Origin of the sequence: Psychrobacillus sp. FSL K6-2365, from assembly GCF_038003165.1 — a bacterium.
GTDB lineage: Bacteria > Bacillota > Bacilli > Bacillales_A > Planococcaceae > Psychrobacillus > Psychrobacillus psychrodurans.
In genome coordinates, this window is the sequence record NZ_JBBOOO010000001.1 from 1069318 (window position 1) to 1095041 (window position 25724).

Here is a 25724-nt window from a genome sequence, read left to right on the forward strand (position 1 = left end):
ATATGAACTTTATACATGAAACTGCCGAACTAGGTGAACAAACAACAGTTGGTCATTTTTCTGTAATTGAAGAAGGTGCCAAAATAGGCAATAACGTTCGTATCGGTAATCGTGTGACGATTCATGCGAATACGATTATCGGGGATGGTACAACAATTGATGATGGTGCTGTTGTTGGTAAGCAGCCAAAACCAGCTAAGACAAGCACGATGCAAATCACGAAAGTAATCCCACCCCTTGAATTAGGAAAAGAATGTACAGTTGGAGCAAATACGATTATTTATAGAGGAGCTATTATCGGTGAGAGTACATTAATCGCTGATTTAGCGACCGTACGTGAAGATGTTAAGATTGGTGCATTCGTTATTATCGGACGCAATGTCACGGTAGAAAACTTTGTAACCATCGGAGAACGTACTAAAATTCAATCGAATTCATATATAACAGCACATTCTACTTTAGAAGATCATGTTTTTATCGCACCATGTGTAACTACGACGAATGATAACTTTATGGGTAGAACTGAAGCTCGTTTTGATAAAATCAAAGGAGCAATTGTGAAAAAAGGTGCACGTGTAGGTGGAGCATCTATAATTCTTCCAGGAATCACAATTGCAGAAGAAACTTTTGTAGCAGCAGGAGCAATTGTTACAAAAGATACAGAAGAAAAAACGGTGATCAAAGGATTCCCGGCAAAATTCTTAAAAAATGTACCTGAAGAGGAGCTTCTCTAAGTGTTCTCTCAGTTAAAACGTTTAGGAGCGGATTCGCTCCTTTACGCATTTATGAATGTAGGGACGAAACTAATAGCTTTCATCCTCTTTCCTTTATACGCTCATTATTTAGTGGATACATCGCTAGTAGGTTTGCTTCAACTCGTCGATACAAATGTGTCGATGCTTACTTTCTTAGTGATTTTTGGCACAGATTCGGCTCTGGCCTATTACTACTTTGAGTATAAAGACAAAGAGACACGTGAAAAGTATGTTCGATCCGTTATGACCTTTAGGATATCCATAGTTATTTTATTATTCGTTGTATTTTTAATCGGTGGAGAGTGGCTTTCTGTATTACTATTAGAAGTTCCTGGTCAATCTCAATTATTTTATATTGCACTTGGAACACTTTGTTTGGATACTATAGTCACACTCGTATTAACTATATTGAGATATGATTTTCATACGAAAAGAGTTGTCGCAACAACTGTTGCAAAAATGCTTTTAATCGCTGTTGTGTCATTGCTTTTCTTGATTTTCGTGTGGACGTCACTTGAAGGGATTCTATTGGCTCGATTATTAAGTGTAGCTATTATAGTCTTAGTATTAATAAAGCCAGTAAGAATATATTTAAAACCTTTGTTTGATTGGAGTATTCTAAAGAAAATACTTGTTTATGCAACTCCTTTGGTACCTGCTTCTTTAGCGTTTTGGATTATTGCTAATGCAAATAACTACTTCATTAGAGGGTTTGGAACTATTGGTGATGTTGGGCTCTATGGTACTGCTATTAAATTCGCTACATTTATCACTTTATTGACTAGTGGGATACAACTTGCTTGGAGACCTTTTTCCATGTCATTAAAAGATAAGGAAAGTAGTCCGAAACTATTTTCTACTTTATATGCAGCATTTTTATTGATAGGTAGTTTAGGAGTTTTAGCATTAGCCACTTTTATGCCATGGATAATTTTGGTGATGCCCGAGGATTTTAGAACAGCATTTCAATACGTAGCGCCAATTTCCATAGCAACATTTTTAAGTTTTTATTATATGATTGTTTCTACGGGGATATTTTACTCTAAACAGACAAAACATATTTCCATAGCATTTGGAATAGCGGCAGTTGTTTCAGTTATATTGAATTTTATATTCGTCCCAATTTTCTTGATTTGGGGTACTGTTATTTCTTATGTATTGTCATACTGTTTGGCTCTGTTCATCGTGTTCCGTAAAAGTCAGAAGCTTTACTATGTGCCTTTCTCTGGATTTAAGATGGCATGGACAATTTTTTGGTTAATAGCTGCCACATTGAGTATCGTGTATATTCAATTAACAGAGTTAAATGACTGGTTGATAGCTGGAGTATGGATTGTATTTTTAGTACTAGTATTAGTAGTTAGAATGGATAAATATTTTAGAAAGTAATGGGGGATATGGCATGGCGAGAAATTGTAAGATTAACCTTAGGCATAAAGATTTTTATCCTATTACAGGCGAAGGGTACGAAGGGTTTTTTAGAGGTTATTTCTACTATGAAAATCAATATGTCACCCATGAAAACTTTGGTAGCATATTTAGTGCAGCTCAGCTTTCCTCGATGGAATATTCCACTTGGAATGGGGAGTACGCTTTAGTTTTCACAAATGAACATAATACTACTTTAGTGACGGATATGAAACGATCTATCCCATTATTCTATTCCCAAGACTCTGTATCCAATTGGATTGTTCAAGACTATATCACACCTTATAAAGGCATGAAAATGGTGCCAGAGGCAGAAGATGAGTTTCTTGTAACGGGGTTTGTATTTAGAGATAAAACACTTTTTGCTGACTGGCTTCAAGTGCCAGCTGTTTCTTATGTGGAACTAGCTAAGGATGCAAAACAAACTTATTATTACACATATGTTTTGGAAAAAGAATCAGCTGCTATAGATACATTTGCTGCAGAATTGGAGCAGGTTTTCCATGAATTATTTGATGATTTAGCTACACGTTTGCAAGGACGTCAAATAGTTATCCCACTTAGTGGTGGCTATGATTCTAGGTTAATCGCTTTAAATCTGGTGGAACGAGGATTAAAAGATAATATTACTGCTTTTACATATGGAAGACCAGGTAATGGGGAATCTACTGTTAGTAAGCAAATAGCTGATCAGTTAGGGCTTAAGTGGAAGTACTTTGCTTATGACAAGAAAATGTGGGAAGACATGTACAAGTCGGAGGACTGGAAAGACTATGTTGTGTATTCTAGCAATGGTGTCTCTGTTGCACATTTACAAGATTTCCCGAGTACCAAGCTTTTAGTACAAGAAGAAAATTTAAAGGATGCTGTGTTTCTACCAGGTCATTCCCTAGATTACCTAGCGGGTGGCCATTTACCCTATGAATCGATTATTGATAAAGAATTTGAAGTGAGTGAAATTCAAACCTTCATCATGAACAAGCATTTCCGGTTATGGGAACTTAATGGAGAAAAAACTTATGCAAACACGAATATAGGAAGAGGTTTAATCGAAGACATAGAAGTGTATTCCAATTACACTAATGAGCGAGTGTCTTCACTAATAGATGAATGGAACTGGAGAGAAAGACAATCCAAGTTCATCATTAACTCTGTTCGAGTTTATGAGTATTTTGGTCAAGGCTGGTCCCTTCCGTTATGGGATGATCGGTTAATCCATTTCTTCAGTAAGCTTCCAGCAGACTTAAAATATAAAAAATATTTATACGATTATACATTGCATAAAATGCATCCAGATTATTATTCAATGCCTCAAAAACCAGGTCCAGAAAATTCGTTGAAAAATAAATATGGCATGCTCTATCCTATTTTGCGCAAGCTATATAGGAAGAAAAACCTTTATCGAAAATACTTTGATGAGCCAATGGAATGGTTCGGTATCTACCCAACTTATAAGCAATATGTAAAATCGTTAAAATTCACACGAAATGGTAAGAAGTATGAACATCCATATAATATTAATTCATTTATCGTAAAAGACATGATTGAAATGATGAAGGAGATTACAAAATGAAAGTTCTTACAATTTTAGGAGCAAGACCCCAATTTATTAAAGCTGCTGCAGTATCACGTGTCATCCGTGAAGAAGTAACAGAACTAATAGTTCATACTGGACAGCATTATGATGCAAATATGTCCGACATCTTTTTTGAAGAGTTAAATATTCCAAAACCAGATTATCATTTAGGAATTGGTTCTGGAAACCACGGGAAACAAACTGGAGAAATGTTAGCTAAAATTGAAGAAATAATTTTAACTGAAACTCCGGATTTTGTACTTGTATATGGAGATACTAACTCAACACTTGCCGGTGCACTTGCAGCTGCAAAGCTTCATGTACCTATTGTACATATAGAAGCGGGGCTACGTAGTTTTAACAAGAAAATGCCAGAAGAAGTAAACCGCATACTAACAGATCATATTTCTACATTACTTCTATGTCCAACTGATACAGCAATACAAAATTTAACAAACGAACATATATCGGAAGGCGTTTATAATGTAGGAGACGTAATGTATGATGCAGTATTGTATAATAAAGAATTAGCAGCTTCATCAACGACTATTTTAGAACGTGAAAAACTAACTGCAAAAGATTATTTATTAATCACGATCCATCGTGCAGAAAATACGGATGATGTAGATCGTATGAAATCTATATTAGATGCATTTAGTCAAATCCCAGATAAAAAGGTATGGCCAATTCATCCACGTACGAAGCATAAGTTAGAGGATTATGGATTTAAATTAGACCAAATTCCAAACTTACATGTAATCGAACCAGTTGGTTACTTAGATATGCTTTCGTTAGAAACTAATGCGAAAAAAATCGTTACAGATTCTGGTGGCGTTCAAAAAGAAGCATATTTCGCAGAAGTCCCATGTATAACAGTTCGTGATCAAACTGAATGGGTAGAAACATTAATAGAGGATGCAAATATTCTAACTGGTACAGATACGGACAAAATAGTAGCTGCAGTAAACAAAAAAGTAACACCATCTTATACACCTGTATTTGGAGATGGAAAAACTTCCGAAAAAGTGTTAGCGTTACTGAAGGAATATTTAGCTTAATATTTGGATTCTTGGTAAGTTAGTCAATTTATAATTTCCTGTTTCAATAAGTCGAGTTTATTGATTGGAGTGCAAGGTGGCGACTCCAGCGGGAACAGCACGAGCTGAAAGCCCCGTAGGAAAGACATTGGTCGTACTTTGATTGGCCAAGGAGTAACCGCAGGAGCATATGTTTTCGTAGAGACGAGGAGATTGAAGCCGTGCCCGCGGAAAGCGTCCACCTGAAAAATTGCATTTATGAAATTGATTCAAATTAAGAAAAATCTAGCAGATGCCACAGATTTCTATACAAATCTGGGCGTTATTGATGAATATAAAGTAGGTGTGAGCATTGTTAATTTTTAGCATATGGCTCTTTACTGTGGTGGCTTCCACATACCTTTTTAAAAAGGTCTCTGGAAGCCTTTCTCTTGTAAAGCCAAATATGATTACAATAATATATTATTATTCTTTCCTTATCTCCAGTTATATTGGCGGATTATTGATAGCATTAGGGATTGATGATTATTATATGATTAAACGAATGGACCATGAGGAGTATCGAATCATTGGATTTATTTTGTTGACGTTATTAATGATTTTATTCCCACTAACGCAATTGGTTGTAGGAAGAATATTAGGTTTTAATTCGGAAATAGAGTTTGACCGCTACCTACACGAACCCGTTCGTACAAGTGTAGATAAGAATAGACGCTTGTTTAGATTAGCCTTTGGTGCACTTACTGCTATATCTGTGCTAGCAGTAGCTTATACAATGCTGAAGACCTCTACTGTACCTTTATTTGAATTGTTAAAAGGAAACACATCTGAACTGGCGAAGATGCGTATTGATGCGTCACGAGGAATTAGTGGAATTGATGTATATATACGAAATATATTTGCAATCGCCTTAACTCCGGTTCTTTCAATAATTGCTTTTATATATACAACACAATCTAGAGCATTATATTGGAAGATCGTATTCTTTTTGTTGTTTATGTCATCTTTAGTAATAACTACATACGATTTGGCAAAATCACCCGTTTTCTTTTATGTCATCATGTTGTTGTTAGCAGGTGTATTCACACAAACACTAAAGTTAAATTGGAAGAAAATCAGTGCCTTTGTTATTTCAGGGACAGTATTATTAGTAATCATGTATGTAGCTATCCAAGGAGTAACAGAAGTTGAGAGCTTTTTGTCCTATAATTCTGGTCCAATTGGAAGAATTATTCTAGCGCAAATATCTCCTTTCTTTTTACATTTAGATACGTACTCACATTCTATCGCTTTACTGGAGATGAAAGGATTACCTTCGTTTATCGCTGGTATATTCGATATTGAACAGGTGCGTACAGCAAGAATGGTCATGGAAAATGTGTTCCCTGAAAATGTAGATAAAGGGACAGGCGGCGTATTGAATACGATTTTCATTGGAGAAGCTTTTGGATCATTTGGATATGTTGGAGTTATAGTTTGTATTATTTATGTAGCTGCAGTTGTCCAGCTGTTATATATCGCTTTCTTAAGACTACCAAAAACTCCAGTCGTTATTGCTTTAACAGTTTACTTTACCATTAATATCCCAAGAACACTTGTTGGTGGAGCAGCAGACTTTTTCTTCAATCCAATTTGGATAATGATGACAGTCGTTCTTGCCGGATTATTTATATTAGAGCAGTATTTTCACGTTATTTGGACATTCCTTATGAGTAAGGTGAAGAGGAAAAAGGTGAAAGCATGAAAAATATTCTTATATATTATCCATTTACGATAGCAACGAATCCCAAAAGTGGATCTGCTATTCGTCCTGTAGAAATGATAAAAGCATTTGAAGCTTATGCGCAAAAGCATGGTGTTGAATTAGTCGTTATTTCTGGTAGTACAAATGAACGTCGTCTACTTTGGAATAAATTCTTACAGGATAAAAAACTAGAACACACATTGTTTTGTTATTCAGAAAATCAAACGATTCCATTATGGCTTACGGATGCTGGACATATTCCGAAAGATTGGAAAATAGATAAACAAGTATTTCAGATGCTTAAGAAACATGAAGTACCGACTGGAGTATTTTACAGAGATGTATACTGGAAGTTTGATGAATTATATTCTTTAAGAGGTATAAAAAAATTCATCATGCAATCTATTTATAAAATGGAAGAAAAATTTTACGGGAAATACGTTCATACTGTTTTCTTACCTAGTGATGCTATGGGGAAATACGTGAATATAAATGCTTCCAAAATGGCTCTTCCACCAGGTGGACGTTTTGCAGATATTAAAACTAATTCAGACAACATTAAAAAGCCGTTCAAAGGTATCTATGTAGGTGGTATTAATAATGATGATTATGGACTGCCTACTCTGGTAGATGCTTATGCTTTGTTAAACAAAGACGATGTTTTAGGAAATTTAGTGATTGTTTGTCGCGAAGATGAATATAACGACTTAACTAGTTTAGAAAAGGAAAAGCTAAACAAATCGTATATTGAAGTGAAACATGTCAGCGGGACAGAACTACAAAAACTATACGAAGAAGTAGATTTTGCATTTATTCCTCGAAAACGTTCTGTTTACAATGACTTTGCAGTGCCAATTAAGCTTGTTGAATATTTAACAGCAGGCCTACCAATCATTGCTACCAATTGTTCTGCACAAGAGGACTTCATAGGATCAGGACCTTACGGGATTCTAACAGGTGATGATGCAGGGAGTCTTGTAGAAGGAATGCAAGCGATACAACCAAAGTTTGCTGAATACAAACAAAATATACAGCAAACTTTCTTACAAAAGCATGCATGGAATGAACGTGCCGAACAAGCGGCGCATGCACTAATAGGAGGTAACCAATGAAAATTGCGTTATTAGCACCAAGCAGATCGATTCATACACAAAAATGGGCGTTATTCTACCAATCTCAAGGAATCGATGTGAAAGTGTACACGTTTAAAGATCATTATTCAGAGGACAACGCAAAGCTGGTTCCGACTATTGTATTGCCAAAGTCATTACCTGGCAAAGCTTCTTATTTAGCGGCAGCTCCAGCATTGAAAAAAATGTTGAAAGAATGGCAACCAGATGTGCTTCATTCGCATTTTGTTTCTAGCTACGGTTTGTTAGGTGCGATGGTCAATTATAAAAAGTATTTTGTTTCAGTATGGGGAAAAGATATTTTTGATTTCCCTAAAAAGAGTAAACTTAATAAAAAATTGATAGAGTTCACGTTAAGTAAAGCTACCGCTATTTTCTCTACAAGTCATGTGATGGCTAAAGAAACAAATTTATATACGAATCGTTTTGTAGAAGTAACTCCTTTTGGTGTAGATATTAATATTTTTTATCCGGAAGCAGCTAAAGAACAAACAAGTGACAAAATTATTATTGGAACTGTAAAAGCGTTAGAAGATAAATACGGGATAGCTGATTTAGTGAAGGGCTTTGCATTATTCTATAAAGAATTTCCAAACTCTGAACTCCTTATTACAGGTGATGGCCCACAAAGAGCAGAATATGAGCAACTAACTAAGGATTTAGGTATTGATGCAGTTACAACCTTTACTGGAAAAGTACCGAATACTGAGGTCCCTAATGTTATCCGTAAGATGTCTATTTTCGCGGTCCCATCTACAGAAAATAGTGAAAGCTTTGGAGTGGCAGCAGTAGAAGGAATGGCCTGTGGTGTTCCGGTAGTCGTATCTAATGTAGGCGGTCTTCCAGAAGTAGTGGTAGACGGTGTAACTGGCATTGTAACGGATAAAGAAAGTCCGGAACAATTAGCAAGCGCATTCAAAAAACTTGCTAAAAATAGTGACTTAAGAGAGGCTATGGGACAAGCTGGAGTATCACATGTAGCAGAGCACTATAGTTGGGTTGATAACGCACATTACATGTTAGAGTTATATAAAAAGTATCTATAATCGTTAGAAAGAGAAAGGTGATTGGATATGATTAAGAAGGCTGTTATTCCTGCGGCAGGGTTTGGGACTCGTTTTCTACCTGCAACGAAAGCATTACCTAAAGAAATGCTGCCAATTGTAGATAAACCAAACTTACAATACATTATTGAAGAGGCAATTGCTTCTGGCATAGAAGATATTATTATTGTAACTGGGCGCAATAAAAAATCGATGGAAGATCATTTCGATAAATCCATCGAATTAGAACTACTATTAAAGAAAACTGGAAAAACTGAGTTGTTAGAAACAGTGGAGAACATTTCTAATCTGGTGGACATACATTATATGCGTCAGAAGGAGCCTCTTGGTTTAGGTCATGCAATTCTTTGTACGAAAAAATTTATTGGCAACGAACCTTTTGCTGTTTTGTTACCCGATGATATTATAGACGCAGAAGTACCTGCATTAAAACAAATGATTAATATGTATGAGTCAACTCAAAGTAGTATTTTAGGTGTCAATGAAGTACCGACCGAAGATGTAAATAAATACGGTATAGTTGACTATAGCGAAGTAGATAATAATTTATATACAGTAAAAAGATTAGTGGAAAAGCCTGCTATTCAGGACGCACCATCCAACCAAGCAATTGTTGGTCGTTATATTTTGACACCTGGTATATTTGAAGAACTGGAAAAAGTGCAACCAGATGCAAAAGGAGAAATCCAATTAACGGATGCCATTGATTCCTTGTTGGCTAAAGAATCTATCTACTCTTATATGTTTGAAGGTAAACGTTACGATGTAGGTGATAAATTAGGTTTTTTACAAGCGACCTTTGACTTTGCATTAAAACGTGACGATTTAAAAGAGCCATTAATAGCCTATTTAAAGAATAAATTGAAAGATTAAAACGGTGATTTAAATGCGTATTGTATATTTGTGTCAACATTTCCCACCTGAAACGGGTGCCCCGCAAATTCGGGTATATGAGGTAAGTAAGGAACTTTTAGCTCAAGGCCATGATATTCAAGTGGTTACGGCTTTTCCTCATCATCCACACGGAATTATTCCGGAGGAGTATAAAGGGAAAAAATATGAATTTGAAAAGTGGGATGGAATTCCTGTCCATCGTACTTGGATATATCCTTCCAAAAAAGGGACTTTTTATAAACGTTTAGTTTCGTATTTTTCATTTACATTCAGTTCATTTTATGGATTATTGAAATCTGGAAAAGTAGATGTTATTATAGTTAACTCACCACCAATATTTTTAGGACTAACGGGCTTGATAAGTGCGAAACTAAAAGGAGCAAAGTTTGTCTTTAACGTTGCTGATGTTTGGCCAGAGTCCGCAGTGAAATTAGGACTTGTAAAAAATAAGTTTTTCATAAAGCTTGCAGAAATTCTAGAGTCATTTTTATATAAACATTCATGGAAAATAGCTACTGCAACAGACGGTATTCGTTCATATATCATTAACCACTCCCAGCCAGAAGATAAAGTGTTTGTACTTCCCAATGGAGTAAATACGAATTTCTTCCAACCACGAGAAAAAGATGCTGAATATGTAGAAAAGTTTAATCTACAAAACAAGTTTGTCTTTTCTTATGGTGGTAATCTAGGATATGCGCAAGGTCTAGAGTATATTTTGCATGCAGCAAAGAATATGCAAGAAATGGTACCAAATGCCTTTTTCTTAATTGCTGGGGCAGGTCCCGAGGAAGAAAAGCTACATCAATTAGCGGAAGAATTAGGCCTTACCAACATTTCTTTTTTAGGTCATTTACCTTTGATAGAAATGCCTAAATTATTTTCTGTTACGGATGTAAGTATTGTCCCATTGCGAGATATACAGTTATTTGAAGGAGCACGTCCATCTAAAATTTTCCCTGCGGCTTCATCAGGAGTTCCTGTATTATATTGCGGTAAAGGGGAAAGTGCCGAAATCGTGACAAAAAATAATATTGGACTTGTTGCTAAGCCAGAAAATGTCGATTCTATAGTAGAAACAATGTTTTCATTTGTAGAAATGGACGAGACAGTTCGTTCAGAAATGAAAGAATGTGGTCGGAAATTGGCATTGAATGAATACAGTTGGGTATCCATTGTCAAAGACCTGTTGTCTAACCTTACGAAGAAGTAAGTGTATTTTCGATATACATTTGACAAAAATTTTTGTATAATTGGTTAGATTATATTTTAACAGTAAAGTAGGGAAGAATTATGGCTACTTCACGTCACACAAAACGAAAAAAGAAGACGAGAAGAAAAATTTTATATACAGTTCTAGTTATTTCGATGCTTTTATTGTCTGGTGTGATAGTTTTTGCTACTAACCTATCTTTACAGACAAAAAACGCTACAGCAAATATGTATGAACCACTTGAACGAGATAAAGTAGAGGAAACAAAAAGTAAGTTTGAAAGTGCGATAGCGGAAGATTCAGCTTTCACATTTTTACTTGCTGGTATCGAAAACCAAGAAGGCGCTACTTACGGTAGATCTGACGTTATTATTGTAGCGACCATCAATCCTAAAACAGAAAAAATCTCAATGGTTAGTATACCCCGAGATTCAAAAGTATATATACCTGATCTAGGGTATGAAGACAAAATAAATCACTCTTACGCAAACGGTGGTATTAACTACACGATCAATGCTGTAGAAGAATTATTAGATTTAAAAATAGACTATTACGTTTCTACTGACTTCCAAGGATTCGAGGATATTGTTGATACGGTTGGCGGTATTGAAGTAGATGTACCATTTACATTTAAAGCTCAGTTAACTGACAGTTTAAAATGGAAGACGTTCACTGAAGGAACAATGGATCTAAATGGAAACGAAGCGCTTGCTTATGTACGTATGCGTAAAACTGATCCTCAAGGGGATATGGGGCGTAACTTACGTCAAAAAGATGTGATTCAAGAAATCATCAATAAAGGCACAAGCCTAAGTAATATTACCAAAATCGATGATATGATTGCTGATGTCGGAAATAATGTGAAAACAAATATACCTACCTCTCAATATTTAGGACTGATAAAAATGTATCAGAACTTAAAATCTTCTCCAATTGAACAGCTACAAATCTCTGGAGATGATGCAACAATTAGAGGGATCTATTACTTCATACCTGAAGAGGAATCTATTGAAGAAATTCAACAGCAACTGAAGTTGAATCTAGATGACTTTGGACAAAATGCTCAAAGTGACCTAAATAAAACGAAGAATGTAAATAATTTAACATTGGGAGAGTAAGATGAGCGTCCTACGGGGCGTTTCGTCTTACTCTTTTTTTTGTATGTACCATGACAGCTGATTTTCGTTTCAGGTGGACACTTTCCGCGAGTGTTGCCTTCGCCTAGTAGGTAGTTACTGTTCAAAAATTAATATCAAGCTATTATGGAAAACACGATGAGTTTGCAAGATCATCTAGCGATACTATCCAATTTAGTCGGTATATTGAGTAGAAAACAAATTCTAGTAATTCCATTTTAAACATTTAGGCTGTGAATTAGCAAAGTTATTTGATAAATTTATCCTTTCCGCAAGTAAAAGATAATAGTCCGCAAGTAAATATAGGCTTAGAGCAAGTAAATCCTTTACGACAGCAAGTAAGCCACGGATGGGAGTGAGTAAACAATAAGTGAGAGCAAGTAAAGATAAATTAAGATCAAAATTATTCATTAAATATCAGGATATGTACCTAATCCGAATAGGGCTGATTTTCGCCAGCGTTGCCTCAGCCTCCTCACTCGGAAAACATAAGCCTCTACGATTACTCGTCGCAAAGACATTACCCAAACAGTTTGACCAATGTCTTCGCCTAACGCTGTTCCCGCTGGAGTCGCCACCTTTCACTACAATCAATTTAGTACATAAATTAGTATCAAGCCCATTATGAAAACACGATGAGTTTGAAAGATTATCTAAAGATACTATCCAATTCAGTCGATCTATTGAGTAGAAAACAACTTTTAGTAATTCGATTTTACACACTTAGGCTGTGAATTAGCAAAGTGATTTGGTAAAGTTATCCTTTCCGCAAGTAATTGATAATAGTCCGCAAGTAAATATAGGCTTAGAGCAAGTAAATCCTTTACGATAGCAAGTAACTCAAAGACGGGAGTGAGTAAACAATAAGTGAGAGCAAGTAAAGACAAATTAAGATCAAACCATTCAATAAGTATAAGGATATGTATGTTAAATAAATAACCGAAATAGCGCACGAAATTATATATTCGTGCGCTTATTCTATAAATTGGAAAGTATCTTTTACAAGCTATCCGAAAACGCACTTACCTGTTTCTAAGAGTTGTAGGGGGGCAAGACAGACTAACACTATAAGATTAACGAAAAAAGTGATATTGGTTTGTGGGAAGTCACAAACAATATCACTAAAAAATCATTTGGTAATAATATAGCAAAACATCAGTCCAAAGCCCTTAGATTTATTCTATTGATTAGCCAAGGCACGTTTCACAAATTAGACAGTATAATTTAGAATCTTACAATTTTCCCCATAACAACAAAATTCTCTTATTACAATTTAATTACAAGAATACTCGAAAATTGTAACCTTATTGTTATACAAATGGGTATTTTTAGCTTATGCCATAAAATTATGATATATGTTAAATTTATAATACATAGGTTTTAATTACATTCGTTGGATTGTTTTATGAAATTCTGTGTTTTAAAATGGAAGAAATAAACGTTCTAGGAGGAACAAATGAAAAAAGTAATCGCATCATCAGTTTTAGCAACTTCTGTCCTTTTGCCGCTTAACCTTCTTGCTAGTGAAGCACCATCCGTATATGCAGCCTCAACTTCTGCAATATTAGACGACATTCAACAATTGGTTGGTAACAAAGCGCTGCTTACTGAAAATAATGTCAACGTCAGAGAGGGTGCTGGTACAGAATTCGATAAAATAACATCTGTACAAGCCGGTCAAATGGTATCTGTACTTGCCAATGAGAAAAATAGTAAAGGAGAAGTATGGTACAAAGTCTCCTTGAATTCGACGGAAGGTTGGATTATTAGTGATTTTTTAACAGCAGCTACTGCAGCAGTTAAAGCGTCTACGACTAAATCTGGAGATTCATATGTAGGTACAACGCAAAAAATAGGAACTAGTGCTTCTAAAATGAGAAGTGGAGCAACAACTGCATATAAAGTAGTAGCTACTATTCCAGTTGGCACTTCACTTAAAATACTAGGGGCATTTACAAATACCTCTAACGAAATATGGTTCAACGTTGAATACAAAGGAAAAAAAGGCTGGGTATCTTCTGACTTATTCGTATTGAACGGTACTGCTGGTGAAACAGCAACATCGATGAAAGTAATCAATCAAACAACAATTCATAAAGGCGCTACAAAAAACTACACAGTTGTTTCTACAGCAAAAGTGGGTACGACATTAGTAGTTCATCAAGAATTTACAAATGGTTACAATGAAAAATGGGTTCAAGTTACATATGCCACTGGGAAAAAAGGCTGGATTCTTGCAACTGCTTTTGAAGATAACTCCATTGCCAATAAAGTTGTAAGTAAAACCTCGACAGTTCATTCTGGAGCTACTAAAAACTATAAAACTGTGGCAACGATTCAAATGGGAGTAAAACTAGCAATCCATCAAGAGTTTACAAACGCTTCAAAAGAAAAATGGTATCAAGTAACTTATGCTGTTGGGAAAAAAGGCTGGATTCCCGCTTCCGCATTTGAAAGTGTTTCTACTGTACCCGAAAATCCATCGACTGAAACGCCAAAACCAGAAGAAAATATCGTTGTAGAGGAAACAAATTTGAAGGTTTCCGTTTCCGTAGCAAATATGCGTTCAGGTCCTGGAATCACTTATGATGTTGTAACTCAATCGAAGTTAAATGATCAATTCGTTTCAGTACAATATGCAACAGATAGTAAGAATGAAAAATGGTATAAAGTAACTTCGACTAATGGAGATGCATGGTTACATCAATCAGTTGTTTCAGTAGTAGACAAAGTCGACGAGACTCCAGTAGTCACTCCAGGTAATGGGGAAACAGGGACGATACTACGTGCTAATGCATTACTGTATGCAAATAGCAACTATAACTCAGCGGTTTTAGTAGGCTTGCCAAAGAATACAAAATTCACTGTATTGAGCAAATTAGTTTCAACCGATGGGACAACTTGGTTAAACATCCAGGCAAGTGGAAAGCAAGGTTGGATTCCAGACTTCGAAGTAAATGCAAACCTCCCTATTAAATATGGGACAAAGACATCTACAGTATATAATGGAGCAAGTGCTAACGCGAAAAAAGTAGATACAATTTATTTAAGTTCACCGGTACGAGTATTACGTACACTTAACGGATGGGTAAATATCGAAACACCAACTGAAAAACGGGGCTGGATTCAAGCCTCTGTACTTACAGATGTTGCGCCGATTTCACCAGTTTCATTGACGAACGGTAGAACAGAAGTTAGAAATGGCCAAAATTATATGGTTTGGTCTAAACCAACCAAGTTCGACATTACTTATTCAATACCATCAACAAACGTGCTTCGTATTTATGGTAATCTCTCAAATATTAACGAGATTAAATCGAAGGTTACTGGTGTGAAGAGTATGAAAGTTGAGAAGGTTTCCGGTGGTACATCGGTATTATTAATCACTTTCGATCCTAATTACACATACACCATTCGTGATTATAATAACGAATTAACGATTAAAGTAGTTCCAAAAGGTTTAGCAGGTAAGAAAATAGTAATAGATGCTGGTCATGGTGCTAAGGATCCTGGAGCTGTAGGTAAAAATGGAACAAAGGAAAAAGACGTCAATCTTGCAACTGCTCAATTCCTTAAGGCTGAACTTGAAGCTGCGGGTGCAACAGTAACGCTAACACGTAATAGTGATGTTTTCTTGGAGTTGGTTGAGCGTACAAATATCTCAAATAGTTCTGATTATGATGCTTTTATTAGTATACATGCAGATTCATTTAGTTCTACTTCAAAAGGAACAACAACATATTATAATTCGACAGTTAACTTTAATGGACCAAAGAGTTTGGCACTTGCGAAGAGTATTCAAGCTGATTTAGTAAAAGCAGTTGGAACTTATAATCGTGGAGTTAAGCAACAAAACTTCTATGTAAATCGTATGAATAAAATTCCGTCTGTGCTAGTGGAACTGGCATTTATATCTAACCCGACGGAAGAAGCTCAATTGGCTTCTACTTCTTTCCGTAAAAAAGCGGCAGCTGGAATTCGTAAAGGATTAGAAAACTATTTCAATCAATAATGGAAGGAAGATAAACCAATGAAAAAGAAATTATTAGCAACGGTTGGTGCAGTCCTAGGACTAAGTTTGTTATTAACGATCAATGCGCCAACTTCAACAAAAGCAAATTCAAACTTACTATTAGCATCCGTTGAATGGGTACAAGCACAACTAAGCCCACTACAAACAAAAGTAACATCTTTAGAAAAACAACTTGCAGCACAAGATGCGACTATTAAACAATTACAAAAAGCTGTGGCAGAGGGTGGCAATGTTGTAGTAACACCGCCAACAACTGAACCCTCAACTGAAACACCAGCCGTAGTTTATACAACTACAAGCGCAAAAGTGCATAGTGGAGCAACGCGAAACTATAAAGTTCTATCAACAATTGCAGCAAACAAAGGACTAACTGTTATCGGCCAGCATAAAGGGGCAGATGGAGTATGGTATCGTGTAGAAGTTTCATCAACTGTAAAAGGTTGGATCTTCTCAAACGATGTTTCTACAACAAAACCAAGTGAGTTCATACCTTCAAAGGTTGTAACAAAACAAGCTACAAATGTTCGCAAAGGGGCAACTACTAACTATAAATCGCTTGAAACAGTAGCTAAAGGATCAACATTATCCTATTTAGGATCATTTAAAAATGCAAATGGGGAAACTTGGTATAATGTTCAAACTCCTAAGGGTACTAAAGGTTGGGTGCTAAGTACGCTGACTGAGGTGAAATAATTGAAGAAAAAAGTAATCGCCATCTTATCAGTAGCAGTGCTTAGCCTTGTTTCAACAAATAGCGCCTTGGCATATAAACAAGAGACTTATTCCAAACAGGTACAAGTTGAGGTACATAACGCCTCTACAACTTCTCTTAACCTATCAGGAGTTTACAAGCTCCAAAACTTAACGACAAATGAAATGTTTTATGCTTTACCAGATACACCAGTCACATTTTCTCAGGTAAATGGGGAAGTATCCATCTATCAAACAGGAGCAGCTATGTATTCAGCAAATGGATATGCTTTACATGCAATTACTGGAAATGAAAAAATAGTTGTATTCAATAAAAGCGTAGATGGTAAAAAAGGTGCTTCAGCTGATTATGAGACTGTTAAATCATACACAGCTTTCCAAGGGGCAAACTTCGTGGATGAATTTACGAATGCCAGTGGGGAAACATGGTACTCTATTACGGATGATCAAGGTGTTTCATCTTGGATTCCAGCTACCAGTGGAAGAGTCGCAAATGTACCCTCATTACCTATAGGAAAGGCATCAAATGGCAGTTCATATCGTGGTAGTTTTAATGTTGTTAAATCAGGTGCAACAGTTCAAATCGTTAATAGACTCGATTTGGAAAACTACTTAAAAGGTGTAATTCCGAATGAATCGCCAGCCTCATGGCATATTGAAGCGTTAAAAGCACAGACAGTTGCTGCAAGAAGCTATACATTAAGTAAAGCTGGTATTCTAAGCAGTACGACGAAGGACCAAATGTACAAAGGTTACTCATCAGAACATAAAAATACAAATGCTGCGGTAGAAGCTACTAATGGATTAGTAGTAAAAGCAAATGGCAAACTTGTTCAAGCCTATTTCTACTCGACAAGTGGTGGTAAAACCGCCAATATTGGTGAGGTATGGAATAGTACACAGGTTCCACATTTTGTATCTGTAGACGATTCTATTGAACAATCACCTTATAAAAACTGGACGGTTAGTATACCAGTGGCAAATATTTTAAAGAAGTTCGGGTTTGCATCAACTGATACTTTACTAGATATCAAGCTAACAAAAGGTGGATCCAATGGGGAAGTAACCGCAGTAACTGCAATTACTTCATCTGGAGAGAAAACCATTTCTGGCAATGAATCTGTTATGAGAAACGTATTTTTAGACGCTAAAAATGCATCATTAAAATCAAGCTGGTTTGACATTTCCTTCACTAAACCAACAGGTGGAACGAACTTAGCTATCCAAGGTGCTAAAGGTTCTTCAGAGGTGACATCACTTAACGGAATGTCAGTTCAAACAGCTTCGGGAGTACTAACAGTTCCAAATGGTTCAGTGAATGTACAAACGAACGAAGGCATTATCTCAACAACAGGAGTAACAAGTACAGGGATCCAAACAGTAACAGTTAACGGAAAAGGCTATGGCCACCGAATCGGCATGAGTCAATATGGTGCAAAAGCACGTGCTGAAGCTGGCTGGACATACGATCGTATTCTGAAACATTATTACCAAGGAACAACAATCGAGAAGTTCTAATGCAAAAAGGCAACCGCATTTGTGGTTGCCTTTTTGTATTAGCTTTTTAGAGAATCGCTTAGATGCTAAAATTTTTCTAATTACTATCGTTAATTTCATCTGGACGTTTTACCATATAAACCTTGTTTATTTAGCTAATAATGATTTCAATTGTCTGTTTTTGAAAAGTAGACATAGTTTATTGTAGCGTAGGGCGGCGACTCCAGTGGGAACAGCGCGAGCTGAAGACCCTGGACTGAGCTAAGCGAAGGAAGCGGCTGAAGCCGTGCCCACGGAAAGCGTCTGCCTGGAGCGGAAATAAACTACTAAAAGCTCAATTATTAAATTGCTACGTTTAAATTAATGAAAAAGACAGCCCAGAATTTCATATCAATTCGGAGCTGCTACTTATCTATCAAGGTTTTATAAAGTTCTCAGTATAATATGGAATTGAGCCATAGACCCATTTTGCAAAGTAAACACCTACACCCAATTGTGTGTAAGCCGTGCTAATGATGTTTTTACGATGACCTAAGGAATTCATCAAAGCTTCATGAGCAAAATAGGGACTCGTATAGCCCATTGCAATATTCTCTCCAGCATTTCTATATTGTATGCTGCCGTTCGAAAGACGGTCAAATGGTGATTCACCCTTTAAATTATCATGGTTAAAATAATCATTTAAACCCATGTCTACACTATGACCTCGTGCAACATTAGCAACCTTCGAAGAGTTTTGAAGAACAGTCACTCCCTGCGCTTTACGTTCGGCATTCGTTAATTCGAATAAAAGGGTTTCATAGCTTGATTCTAAAGTCGTAGATTTTTTTGGATATAAATTAGGATTATTATCAATCATCTCGTGGTCAATTAAATAGATAGCAGAAATTTTATTATCATTATGCACATCTATGAAAAAGTTTGCTTCATATTTAGGTAGATCATAAGTAATAATTTCTATTGGATAAGTATTTCCCGTAGTTTCATAGTTTGTGCCCAGTTTATTTTCTAACTGTTCAATAGTATTAGTTACTGAAACCCCACTTACTTGATAACTTTTATCTTTCGTATAAATAGATGCTACTTTATTTTTTAAATAGCTTATTGCATAAAAGTCATTGTAATTATCGTGATAAACGGAAGTTGGCGCACCAAATTCATTTACAACAGCTACTTTTTGCGGATCTAGTTTTGCTATTGCAGTTGTTTTGTTATCTCCAATTGAAAGAGAAGTTGGAGTGGTTTTCACACAGTTTAACTGACTTAGTTTACTTTTAGATGGTGTCTGATACAAAATATCTTTATTGTCTAGAATAAATAACCCGCCACCAAGATGATAGTATGTCGACTTGTTGGCGTATACTCTGTAATTCTCACCAGGTTTTACAGCTCTAGAAGCCACAAATTTTCCATTGATATTTTTATAAACAGTCGTTGGTTTTTGTATCAAAACTCGGCCGATTTGCCCGGACTTTAGTTGTACTCCATCCCAGGAAACAATGGAAGGACAATCTGCTGCTTGAGAGATCGTTGGAACTGAGATTAAAGCGAAAAGTAATAATACTACAATAGATAGTTTTTTCATAGATTCATCTCCTCATAGTAAAAGTATAAATCAATTCACCGTAAATTCCAAAAACTCTTTTTCGACAATCTCAATTTTCGCTTGTCCATTAGTAATTTCTGCGATCCAGTTTATAAAGTCTGTTTCTTCATTTGCTTTTGTAAATACTAAGACTTCGACTTGATCTGCATAGATAATTTCTTTTAGGGGGTAGTCAGAATTACGTACTTCATTTTCCACTTTTCCTAGCCAAGTATAGTCGATAGAGACTTTCATGAGGTGATGCAGCTTACGTTCCACCACTTTTGCTACATCGATTCCTTCCGTAGTTGCTTTCCCGTATGCACGGATAAGTCCACCGCCACCGAGTTTGATACCTCCAAAATAACGAGTTACGACAACAACTGTATCCTGGAGTCCTTGTTTTTTGAGCACCTCAAGCATTGGGACTCCCGCAGTGCCACTTGGTTCGCCGTCATCGTTAGCCTTTTGTATATTGTCATGCTCCCCAATTATGTATGCAGAGCAGTTATGATTAGCACTTTTATGCTTTTCTTTAATATTATTAATAAATTTTTGTGCTTGTTCTTCAGTTTCAGCTCGATTCACGTATGTAATAAAACGTGATTTTTGAATAACGATCTCGCTTTCTCCGTAGCCTTGAATAGTATGGTAATCTTTTCTCATAGATATATTTCTCCTCCTGATTCTATTGAAACATAGTTGTAAAGTAATTTTAATTTATTTTTAGTCACTTAGTGCTATAATAGGACTTGTCATCATTAGTGAATGAAGACTCATTTGGGCACATAAAGGAGAAAAAACAGATGACGAATAAGCATAGTGAATTACAATCGTTAGATGTTATTTTCGATCGAATGGTCGAAGTGATGGATCATTCGAAAAAGGATATATTCATTATAAGCGAACAAAGTCGACAAAGCTTTGAAGAAATGAAAGTAGAGTTAGAAATTATTCGTGGAAATATCGAGACGGTTATTATTGAAGGGGACATGCTTGAAGCGAAATCGAAGCTTTCCAGAAACCGCTTAGCAGAAGTCTCTAAAAATTTTGACTCATACGATGAACCACAAGTTCGCCAAGCCTACGAAACTGCAAATGAAATTCAAATAAATCTTCTTATCAAACGTAGTGAAGAACGACAGCTAAGACTTCGAAGAGACGAATTAGAACGCAGGTTACAGGGCTTGTTAGAGATGATTGAACGTGCAGATCATCTAGTCAATCAAGTGAATATAGTCATGAATTACTTAACATCCGATTTGAAAAATGTAGGTGCAGCACTTGAAAATGCAAAAATTAAACAAGATTTCACCTTGAAAATTATCGAAGCACAAGAAGAAGAACGCAAAAGACTTTCAAGGGAAATTCACGATGGCCCCGCTCAAATGCTAGCGAATGTACTACTAAGAACAGATTTAATCAATCTTACATATCAGCAGCGTGGCGGAGACGAAGCGATGAAAGAAATTATTGACCTAAAAACAATGGTTCGTAATGCCCTATCAGAAGTACGTCGTATCATTTACGACCTACGACCAATGGCATTAGACGATTTAGGATTAATACCAACGCTTCGAAAGTATATAACAACAATCGAAGAATACAATCCAAAAGGAAAGATTGATTTCCAAACTTTTGGAGAAGAGAAACGACTAGAAACCAATTTTGAAGTAGCCATTTTCCGCATAGTCCAAGAGTGTTTAACAAATGGAACTAAACATGGAAAATTTACAGAAGCAACGGTGAAAGTAGAATGGTTGAAACAAAAAATAAATATTATCGTCAAAGATAATGGGGCTGGATTTGATCCGGAGGTTGCTAAAGAAAAATCCTTTGGTTTAATCGGTATGAAAGAACGAGTGGATTTGTTAGAGGGAACGATGAAAATTATTTCATCTCCAGGCAAAGGTACTACGATATTGTTTAGCATTCCATTAAATGAGGAATAGTAAATACGGCGTTTTAATTATAGGAGGAAATGAACATGACAAAAATAATAATCATAGATGATCACCAACTATTTCGCGAGGGAGTAAAACGTATTTTAGATTTTGAAGACTCTTTCGAAGTAATAGCAGAGGGTGACGACGGCAATGACGTTCTTGGCCTTTATGATAAGCATCAACCAGACGTAGTACTAATGGACATCAATATGCCTACTAAAAATGGAGTAGAAGCAACAGGAGAATTACTAGAAAAATACCCAGAAGCTAAAGTAATCATCCTATCTATCCATGACGATGAGTCTTATGTATCACACGCGCTTAAAACAGGTGCACTTGGATACATGCTAAAAGAAATGGATGCCAATGCAATCGTCTCAGCCATCAAAGTAGTAGCAAAAGGCGGGTCATACTTACATCCAAAAGTAACACGTAACCTAGTTGCAGAATTCCGTCGCCTAAGCGAACGTGAAAACAAAGGGAACTTCCATCAAACAGAAATTCGTCGTCCATTCCATTTACTAACTAAACGTGAATGCGAAGTACTACAATTACTAACAGATGGCCAAAGCAACCGCACAATCGGAGAAACACTATTCATCTCCGAAAAAACCGTGAAAAATCACGTATCAAGCATACTTCAAAAAATGAACGTAAACGACCGTACTCAAGCCGTAGTAACCGGCATCAAAAACGGTTGGGTTGAAGTTCGATAACACACATAATAAATCCCACTCCAGCTTTTGGAGTGGGATTTTGCTTGAAGAAATAACACCCATAAAGAGCATCCCATAAAAGTTGCGCAAAACGAAGTGAATGTTGCGCAAACGCCCACCAATGTTGCGAGAACTCTCTCCGAAGTTGCGCAAACATCCTCGAACGTTGCGCATCCCATAAAAGTTGTGCAAAACGAAGTGAATGTTGCGCAAACGCCCACCAATGTTGCGAGAACTCACTCCGAAGTTGCGCAAGCGTCCTCGAACGTTGCGCATCCCATAAAAGTTGTGCAAAACGAAGTGAATGTTGCGCAAACGCCCACCAATGTTGCGAGAACCCACTCCGAAGTTGCGCAAACACGCTCAAACGTTGCGCATTCCAGAATCGTCACTCATCAATCCATCACTTCATTCGATTCTCTACAAAGTATCGACTTGGACCAGACCCCTGTGCTATCAAATCCATACTATTCAACATGCGCGACGCAGCATACTTAGAGTCTATCATACAAAATCTACGAAACTCTTTATTAGTAATTTTTTCGTCGATTATCCAAAAATAATCCCTTATCGCTGATATATGTGCGTACCGATCAGTTTTTCTGCATGCCATACATTTCCATGTAGTATGTACACGCCTCATCCCCAACACACCACAACTCGGACACTCAACCCCCGGCCGTATTTCACTCGGAGGAATCCGATAATGTTCGCAAAGTGGCGGATAGACATAAGCAGACCTATTCTCCAAAATCAACTTCTCAACAACCAGTAAATCAGCACTAGTAAAACTAACACTACCGGAACTATTGTACATCTGAGTCACTCTCTCAACCATGCTCTCTAACTTATAAATGGGATAATGGGTAGGCTTTTGCATAATGCGGTGGGACTTAGCAGTCATGATGACAGCACCAGTCACTTTCATTAGTGGATGGGTCTTACGTAGAAATTCTTTCATAAAGCGAACATGTCGCATCAATTGGAAATATGGATTAGAAATGGGGCATTCTACTCCATTTTCTTCTTTATAAAATTCATCAAGCTCTTCATTAAAATACAAGTGTCCACTTATGTTTTTCGACTCAAGTACGATGCAGCACCGGTCGGTTACAACAAGACAGTCGATTTGTACTTTCCAATCATCAAGCACCAAACAAACATCCGAAAAAACCCGAAACTCCCTTGGCAAACGCAACTCCTTCAGCCGAGCAACAAGTCGGTCCTCACCACGCACTCCAGCCTCCTGTTTTCGAATCTCTTCCCGAATAAAATCAGCCATACCAGATCCATCACGCAACCTGTTTAACAAAGCAAAATGTCCATTCAATACTTTACCTCCTTTCTACCTATATTTTACATTCCAATAGCGGAATATTCTACCTATTAATAAAAGGAACATATTAATTGAGTTTTCGTCCTAATTATGACAAAATAACCTTCAGCAGGAGGAGACATAAATGAAAATAATCCAAACAATTACACTCGCAGCCTTTGCGCTAACTTTGGCAGCTTGCAATAGCAATGATGAAACAGTCCAAAACCAAAACACCAATTCCGCAGGAGACATTGCTCCAACGAACACTCAAGCCACAACAGACCATGGTGCGGAAGACAAAAGTGAAACAAATGTAGGGTTCGAATTGTCAGGTGGAAATATTGAAGAAGCGACGAATGTACCAGATAAAGAAAAAGCGGCTATAATTGACTCCTTTACTGAATATATGGAATCATTCAATGAAGAAGATACTGAGCGCTATATGAACACAATTTCGAAAAATCCAGAAGGCTTCAACTACGATGCTGAAAAAGTGAAAGTCGAAGAAACCTTCCACGACTTCGATACGATTCGGACGGCTGAAAATATCACCATCATTAAATATGACAAATCACAAGCACAAGTATTCTCTAATATCCATACATCACTAGAGCAAATGGACACCGGCGCTAAGCTAGACCAAAATGGTCGCCAAGTAACTGTGTTCGTCAAAGAAAACAGTGAATGGCTAGTTTCCAGCGTTTACTATATAGGCGAATCAACTGAATAATCACACTTCCCCAAAACATATATGACAAATATCATGTTTTGGGCTTTTTTATCCTTTCATTTCTAACAAAACTTCAGTAAACTTAAAGTTAGGAGTGTGATTTATAAAATGAAGACAGCAATCGTAACCGACAGCACCGCATATATCCCGAAAGAAATTCGTGACCAACTGAATATTCATATGGTGCCGCTAAGCGTTGTCATCGGAAATGACACCTACCAAGAAGAAATAGACATTAACACCACAGAATTCTACGATAAAATCCGTCAGGGTGGAGCCCTACCAAAGACATCCCAGCCTGCACTTGGAAAGTTTATCGAAACATATGAACAGTTGGCAAAAGAATACGATGCGGTGATCTCCATCCATCTCTCAAGTGGTATCAGCGGAACACTTGCTGGAGCAGAACAAGCGGGAGAAATGGTAAACGACATCGACGTACGCACATTCGACACAGAAATTTCTTGCATGGTTCAAGGCTTCTACGTACTTAAAGCCGCTGAAATGGCCAGAGAAGGTGCTACACCTGACGCAATCATTGCAGAACTAGACAGCATGAAACAAACAATGAGAGCATACTTCATGGTCGACAATCTAGACCATCTCCATCGTGGAGGAAGACTAAACGGCTTCGAGCGCGTCATTGGATCTGTACTTCAAGTAAAACCGATTCTGCACTTCGAAAACAAAGTTATTGTTCCGTTCGAAAAAGTCCGAACGAGAAAAAAAGCGATGAAACGTATCTCGGACATGCTCCAGGCTGACTCAAACAAATTCAACATAAAAGCAACGATCATCCATGCTAACAACGAAAACGAAGCAATCGCATGGAAAAACGAACTCCAAGCAACAATGCCAAACGTAGAATTCACGATCAGCTATTTCGGTCCCGTAATTGGTACACATCTTGGGGAAGGGTCAATGGGTCTCGGTTGGTATAAAAATAACTAAACAGGAGAACGCCTATGAATGAACAATTGCAGCAATTTCTCACCGGTCGCATATGGCTTCGCGAACATACCCCATTTCCCCGCGAAGTCATCGACGCCCACATTAACTCCGGCTACATCCACCTAAAGCCCGGCATCATCACAAAAACAGAATCTGTCCTTTTTTGGCAATCAAAGAAGAGCGTCTGCAACAGATGCCACAACACAAACCATTCTTTTTTTCACTCATTCAACTGTGCACGCTGTAACAAAATTTGTACC

At 36.9% G+C, this 25724-nt stretch carries 20 protein-coding genes; 17 read left to right on the forward strand and 3 right to left on the reverse strand.

The features are described 5' to 3' along the window. Positions 1 to 2 precede the first annotated feature (2 nt). From MKY29_RS05145 to MKY29_RS05205, 13 genes are all read left to right on the forward strand, one after another. A complete protein-coding gene (locus MKY29_RS05145; RefSeq protein ID WP_090563455.1) occupies positions 3 to 734 on the forward strand; it encodes an acyltransferase in 732 nt (243 codons plus the stop codon). Beyond that, positions 735 to 2144 (forward strand): lipopolysaccharide biosynthesis protein, encoded by a 1410-nt coding sequence (locus MKY29_RS05150; RefSeq protein WP_340879215.1) that lies wholly within the window; start codon positions 735 to 737, stop codon positions 2142 to 2144. 13 nt (positions 2145 to 2157) lie between these two features. Continuing rightward, positions 2158 to 3756 carry an asparagine synthase C-terminal domain-containing protein gene (locus tag MKY29_RS05155; RefSeq protein ID WP_340879216.1) on the forward strand — a complete coding sequence of 533 codons (1599 nt, stop codon included), beginning with the start codon at positions 2158 to 2160 and terminating at the stop codon, positions 3754 to 3756. After that, complete coding sequence (wecB, locus tag MKY29_RS05160; protein WP_340879217.1) at positions 3753 to 4817, forward strand: non-hydrolyzing UDP-N-acetylglucosamine 2-epimerase; 1065 nt, start codon at positions 3753 to 3755, stop codon at positions 4815 to 4817. Before MKY29_RS05155 ends, wecB begins: the two co-directional genes overlap by 4 nt. A 424-nt stretch (positions 4818 to 5241) precedes the next feature. After that, positions 5242 to 6540 (forward strand): oligosaccharide repeat unit polymerase, encoded by a 1299-nt coding sequence (locus MKY29_RS05165; protein WP_241595474.1) that lies wholly within the window; start codon positions 5242 to 5244, stop codon positions 6538 to 6540. After that, positions 6537 to 7652, forward strand: a complete 1116-nt coding sequence (locus MKY29_RS05170) for a glycosyltransferase (RefSeq protein WP_340879218.1) — start codon at positions 6537 to 6539, stop codon at positions 7650 to 7652. The genes MKY29_RS05165 and MKY29_RS05170 overlap by 4 nt, the downstream gene beginning before the upstream one ends. Continuing rightward, positions 7649 to 8716 (forward strand): glycosyltransferase, encoded by a 1068-nt coding sequence (locus tag MKY29_RS05175; RefSeq protein ID WP_340879219.1) that lies wholly within the window; start codon positions 7649 to 7651, stop codon positions 8714 to 8716. Before MKY29_RS05170 ends, MKY29_RS05175 begins: the two co-directional genes overlap by 4 nt. Before the next feature lie 27 nt (positions 8717 to 8743). Beyond that, the gene (galU, locus tag MKY29_RS05180) at positions 8744 to 9607 is read left to right on the forward strand and encodes a UTP--glucose-1-phosphate uridylyltransferase GalU (RefSeq protein ID WP_090563440.1); all 864 of its coding nucleotides are present in this window, start codon (positions 8744 to 8746) and stop codon (positions 9605 to 9607) included. 13 nt (positions 9608 to 9620) lie between these two features. Continuing rightward, positions 9621 to 10841: a glycosyltransferase family 4 protein gene (locus tag MKY29_RS05185; protein WP_340879220.1), complete on the forward strand. Its 1221-nt coding sequence runs from the start codon at positions 9621 to 9623 to the stop codon at positions 10839 to 10841. A gap of 80 nt (positions 10842 to 10921) precedes the next feature. After that, positions 10922 to 11959, forward strand: coding sequence for an LCP family protein (locus tag MKY29_RS05190; protein ID WP_090563435.1), 1038 nt, complete (start codon positions 10922 to 10924; stop codon positions 11957 to 11959). A gap of 1474 nt (positions 11960 to 13433) precedes the next feature. Next, positions 13434 to 15989, forward strand: coding sequence for an SH3 domain-containing protein (locus MKY29_RS05195; protein ID WP_340879221.1), 2556 nt, complete (start codon positions 13434 to 13436; stop codon positions 15987 to 15989). Positions 15990 to 16007: 18 nt separating this feature from the next. Next, positions 16008 to 16703: an SH3 domain-containing protein gene (locus MKY29_RS05200; RefSeq protein ID WP_340879222.1), complete on the forward strand. Its 696-nt coding sequence runs from the start codon at positions 16008 to 16010 to the stop codon at positions 16701 to 16703. Next, a complete protein-coding gene (locus MKY29_RS05205) occupies positions 16704 to 18239 on the forward strand; it encodes a SpoIID/LytB domain-containing protein (RefSeq protein WP_340879223.1) in 1536 nt (511 codons plus the stop codon). 394 nt (positions 18240 to 18633) lie between these two features. On the opposite strand, the gene MKY29_RS05210 is transcribed toward MKY29_RS05205, so the two are convergent. Together MKY29_RS05210 and MKY29_RS05215 are read right to left on the reverse strand one after the other, a co-directional pair. Next, the gene (locus MKY29_RS05210) at positions 18634 to 19803 is read right to left on the reverse strand and encodes a CAP domain-containing protein (protein ID WP_340879224.1); all 1170 of its coding nucleotides are present in this window, start codon (positions 19801 to 19803) and stop codon (positions 18634 to 18636) included. Positions 19804 to 19833: 30 nt separating this feature from the next. Continuing rightward, on the reverse strand, positions 19834 to 20469 hold the full coding sequence (locus MKY29_RS05215) for a YigZ family protein (protein WP_340879225.1): 636 nt from the start codon (positions 20467 to 20469) through the stop codon (positions 19834 to 19836). A gap of 140 nt (positions 20470 to 20609) precedes the next feature. Between MKY29_RS05215 and MKY29_RS05220 the strand changes: the two genes are divergently transcribed. Continuing rightward, positions 20610 to 21755 (forward strand): sensor histidine kinase, encoded by a 1146-nt coding sequence (locus MKY29_RS05220; RefSeq protein WP_340879226.1) that lies wholly within the window; start codon positions 20610 to 20612, stop codon positions 21753 to 21755. A 35-nt stretch (positions 21756 to 21790) separates the two neighbouring features. After that, positions 21791 to 22465 (forward strand): response regulator transcription factor, encoded by a 675-nt coding sequence (locus MKY29_RS05225; protein ID WP_090563421.1) that lies wholly within the window; start codon positions 21791 to 21793, stop codon positions 22463 to 22465. A gap of 403 nt (positions 22466 to 22868) precedes the next feature. Here MKY29_RS05225 and MKY29_RS05230 read toward each other — a convergent pair whose 3' ends face one another. Then, the gene (locus tag MKY29_RS05230; protein ID WP_340879227.1) at positions 22869 to 23795 is read right to left on the reverse strand and encodes a nuclease-related domain-containing protein; all 927 of its coding nucleotides are present in this window, start codon (positions 23793 to 23795) and stop codon (positions 22869 to 22871) included. Between the two features lie 130 nt (positions 23796 to 23925). Between MKY29_RS05230 and MKY29_RS05235 the strand changes: the two genes are divergently transcribed. Then, the gene (locus MKY29_RS05235; protein WP_093494191.1) at positions 23926 to 24513 is read left to right on the forward strand and encodes a hypothetical protein; all 588 of its coding nucleotides are present in this window, start codon (positions 23926 to 23928) and stop codon (positions 24511 to 24513) included. 108 nt (positions 24514 to 24621) lie between these two features. After that, complete coding sequence (locus tag MKY29_RS05240; RefSeq protein WP_340879228.1) at positions 24622 to 25464, forward strand: DegV family protein; 843 nt, start codon at positions 24622 to 24624, stop codon at positions 25462 to 25464. Positions 25465 to 25724: the final 260 nt, after the last annotated feature.

Coding starts and splice junctions, on each gene's coding strand:
- MKY29_RS05145 (WP_090563455.1), top strand. CDS start 3: ATGAACTTTATACATGAAACTGCCGAACTAGGTGAACAAACAACAGTT.
- MKY29_RS05155 (WP_340879216.1), top strand. CDS start 2,158: ATGGCGAGAAATTGTAAGATTAACCTTAGGCATAAAGATTTTTATCCT.
- wecB (WP_340879217.1), top strand. CDS start 3,753: ATGAAAGTTCTTACAATTTTAGGAGCAAGACCCCAATTTATTAAAGCT.
- MKY29_RS05165 (WP_241595474.1), top strand. CDS start 5,242: ATGATTACAATAATATATTATTATTCTTTCCTTATCTCCAGTTATATT.
- MKY29_RS05170 (WP_340879218.1), top strand. CDS start 6,537: ATGAAAAATATTCTTATATATTATCCATTTACGATAGCAACGAATCCC.
- MKY29_RS05175 (WP_340879219.1), top strand. CDS start 7,649: ATGAAAATTGCGTTATTAGCACCAAGCAGATCGATTCATACACAAAAA.
- galU (WP_090563440.1), top strand. CDS start 8,744: ATGATTAAGAAGGCTGTTATTCCTGCGGCAGGGTTTGGGACTCGTTTT.
- MKY29_RS05185 (WP_340879220.1), top strand. CDS start 9,621: ATGCGTATTGTATATTTGTGTCAACATTTCCCACCTGAAACGGGTGCC.
- MKY29_RS05190 (WP_090563435.1), top strand. CDS start 10,922: ATGGCTACTTCACGTCACACAAAACGAAAAAAGAAGACGAGAAGAAAA.
- MKY29_RS05195 (WP_340879221.1), top strand. CDS start 13,434: ATGAAAAAAGTAATCGCATCATCAGTTTTAGCAACTTCTGTCCTTTTG.
- MKY29_RS05200 (WP_340879222.1), top strand. CDS start 16,008: ATGAAAAAGAAATTATTAGCAACGGTTGGTGCAGTCCTAGGACTAAGT.
- MKY29_RS05210 (WP_340879224.1), bottom strand. CDS start 19,803: ATGAAAAAACTATCTATTGTAGTATTATTACTTTTCGCTTTAATCTCA.
- MKY29_RS05215 (WP_340879225.1), bottom strand. CDS start 20,469: ATGAGAAAAGATTACCATACTATTCAAGGCTACGGAGAAAGCGAGATC.
- MKY29_RS05220 (WP_340879226.1), top strand. CDS start 20,610: ATGACGAATAAGCATAGTGAATTACAATCGTTAGATGTTATTTTCGAT.
- MKY29_RS05225 (WP_090563421.1), top strand. CDS start 21,791: ATGACAAAAATAATAATCATAGATGATCACCAACTATTTCGCGAGGGA.
- MKY29_RS05235 (WP_093494191.1), top strand. CDS start 23,926: ATGAAAATAATCCAAACAATTACACTCGCAGCCTTTGCGCTAACTTTG.
- MKY29_RS05240 (WP_340879228.1), top strand. CDS start 24,622: ATGAAGACAGCAATCGTAACCGACAGCACCGCATATATCCCGAAAGAA.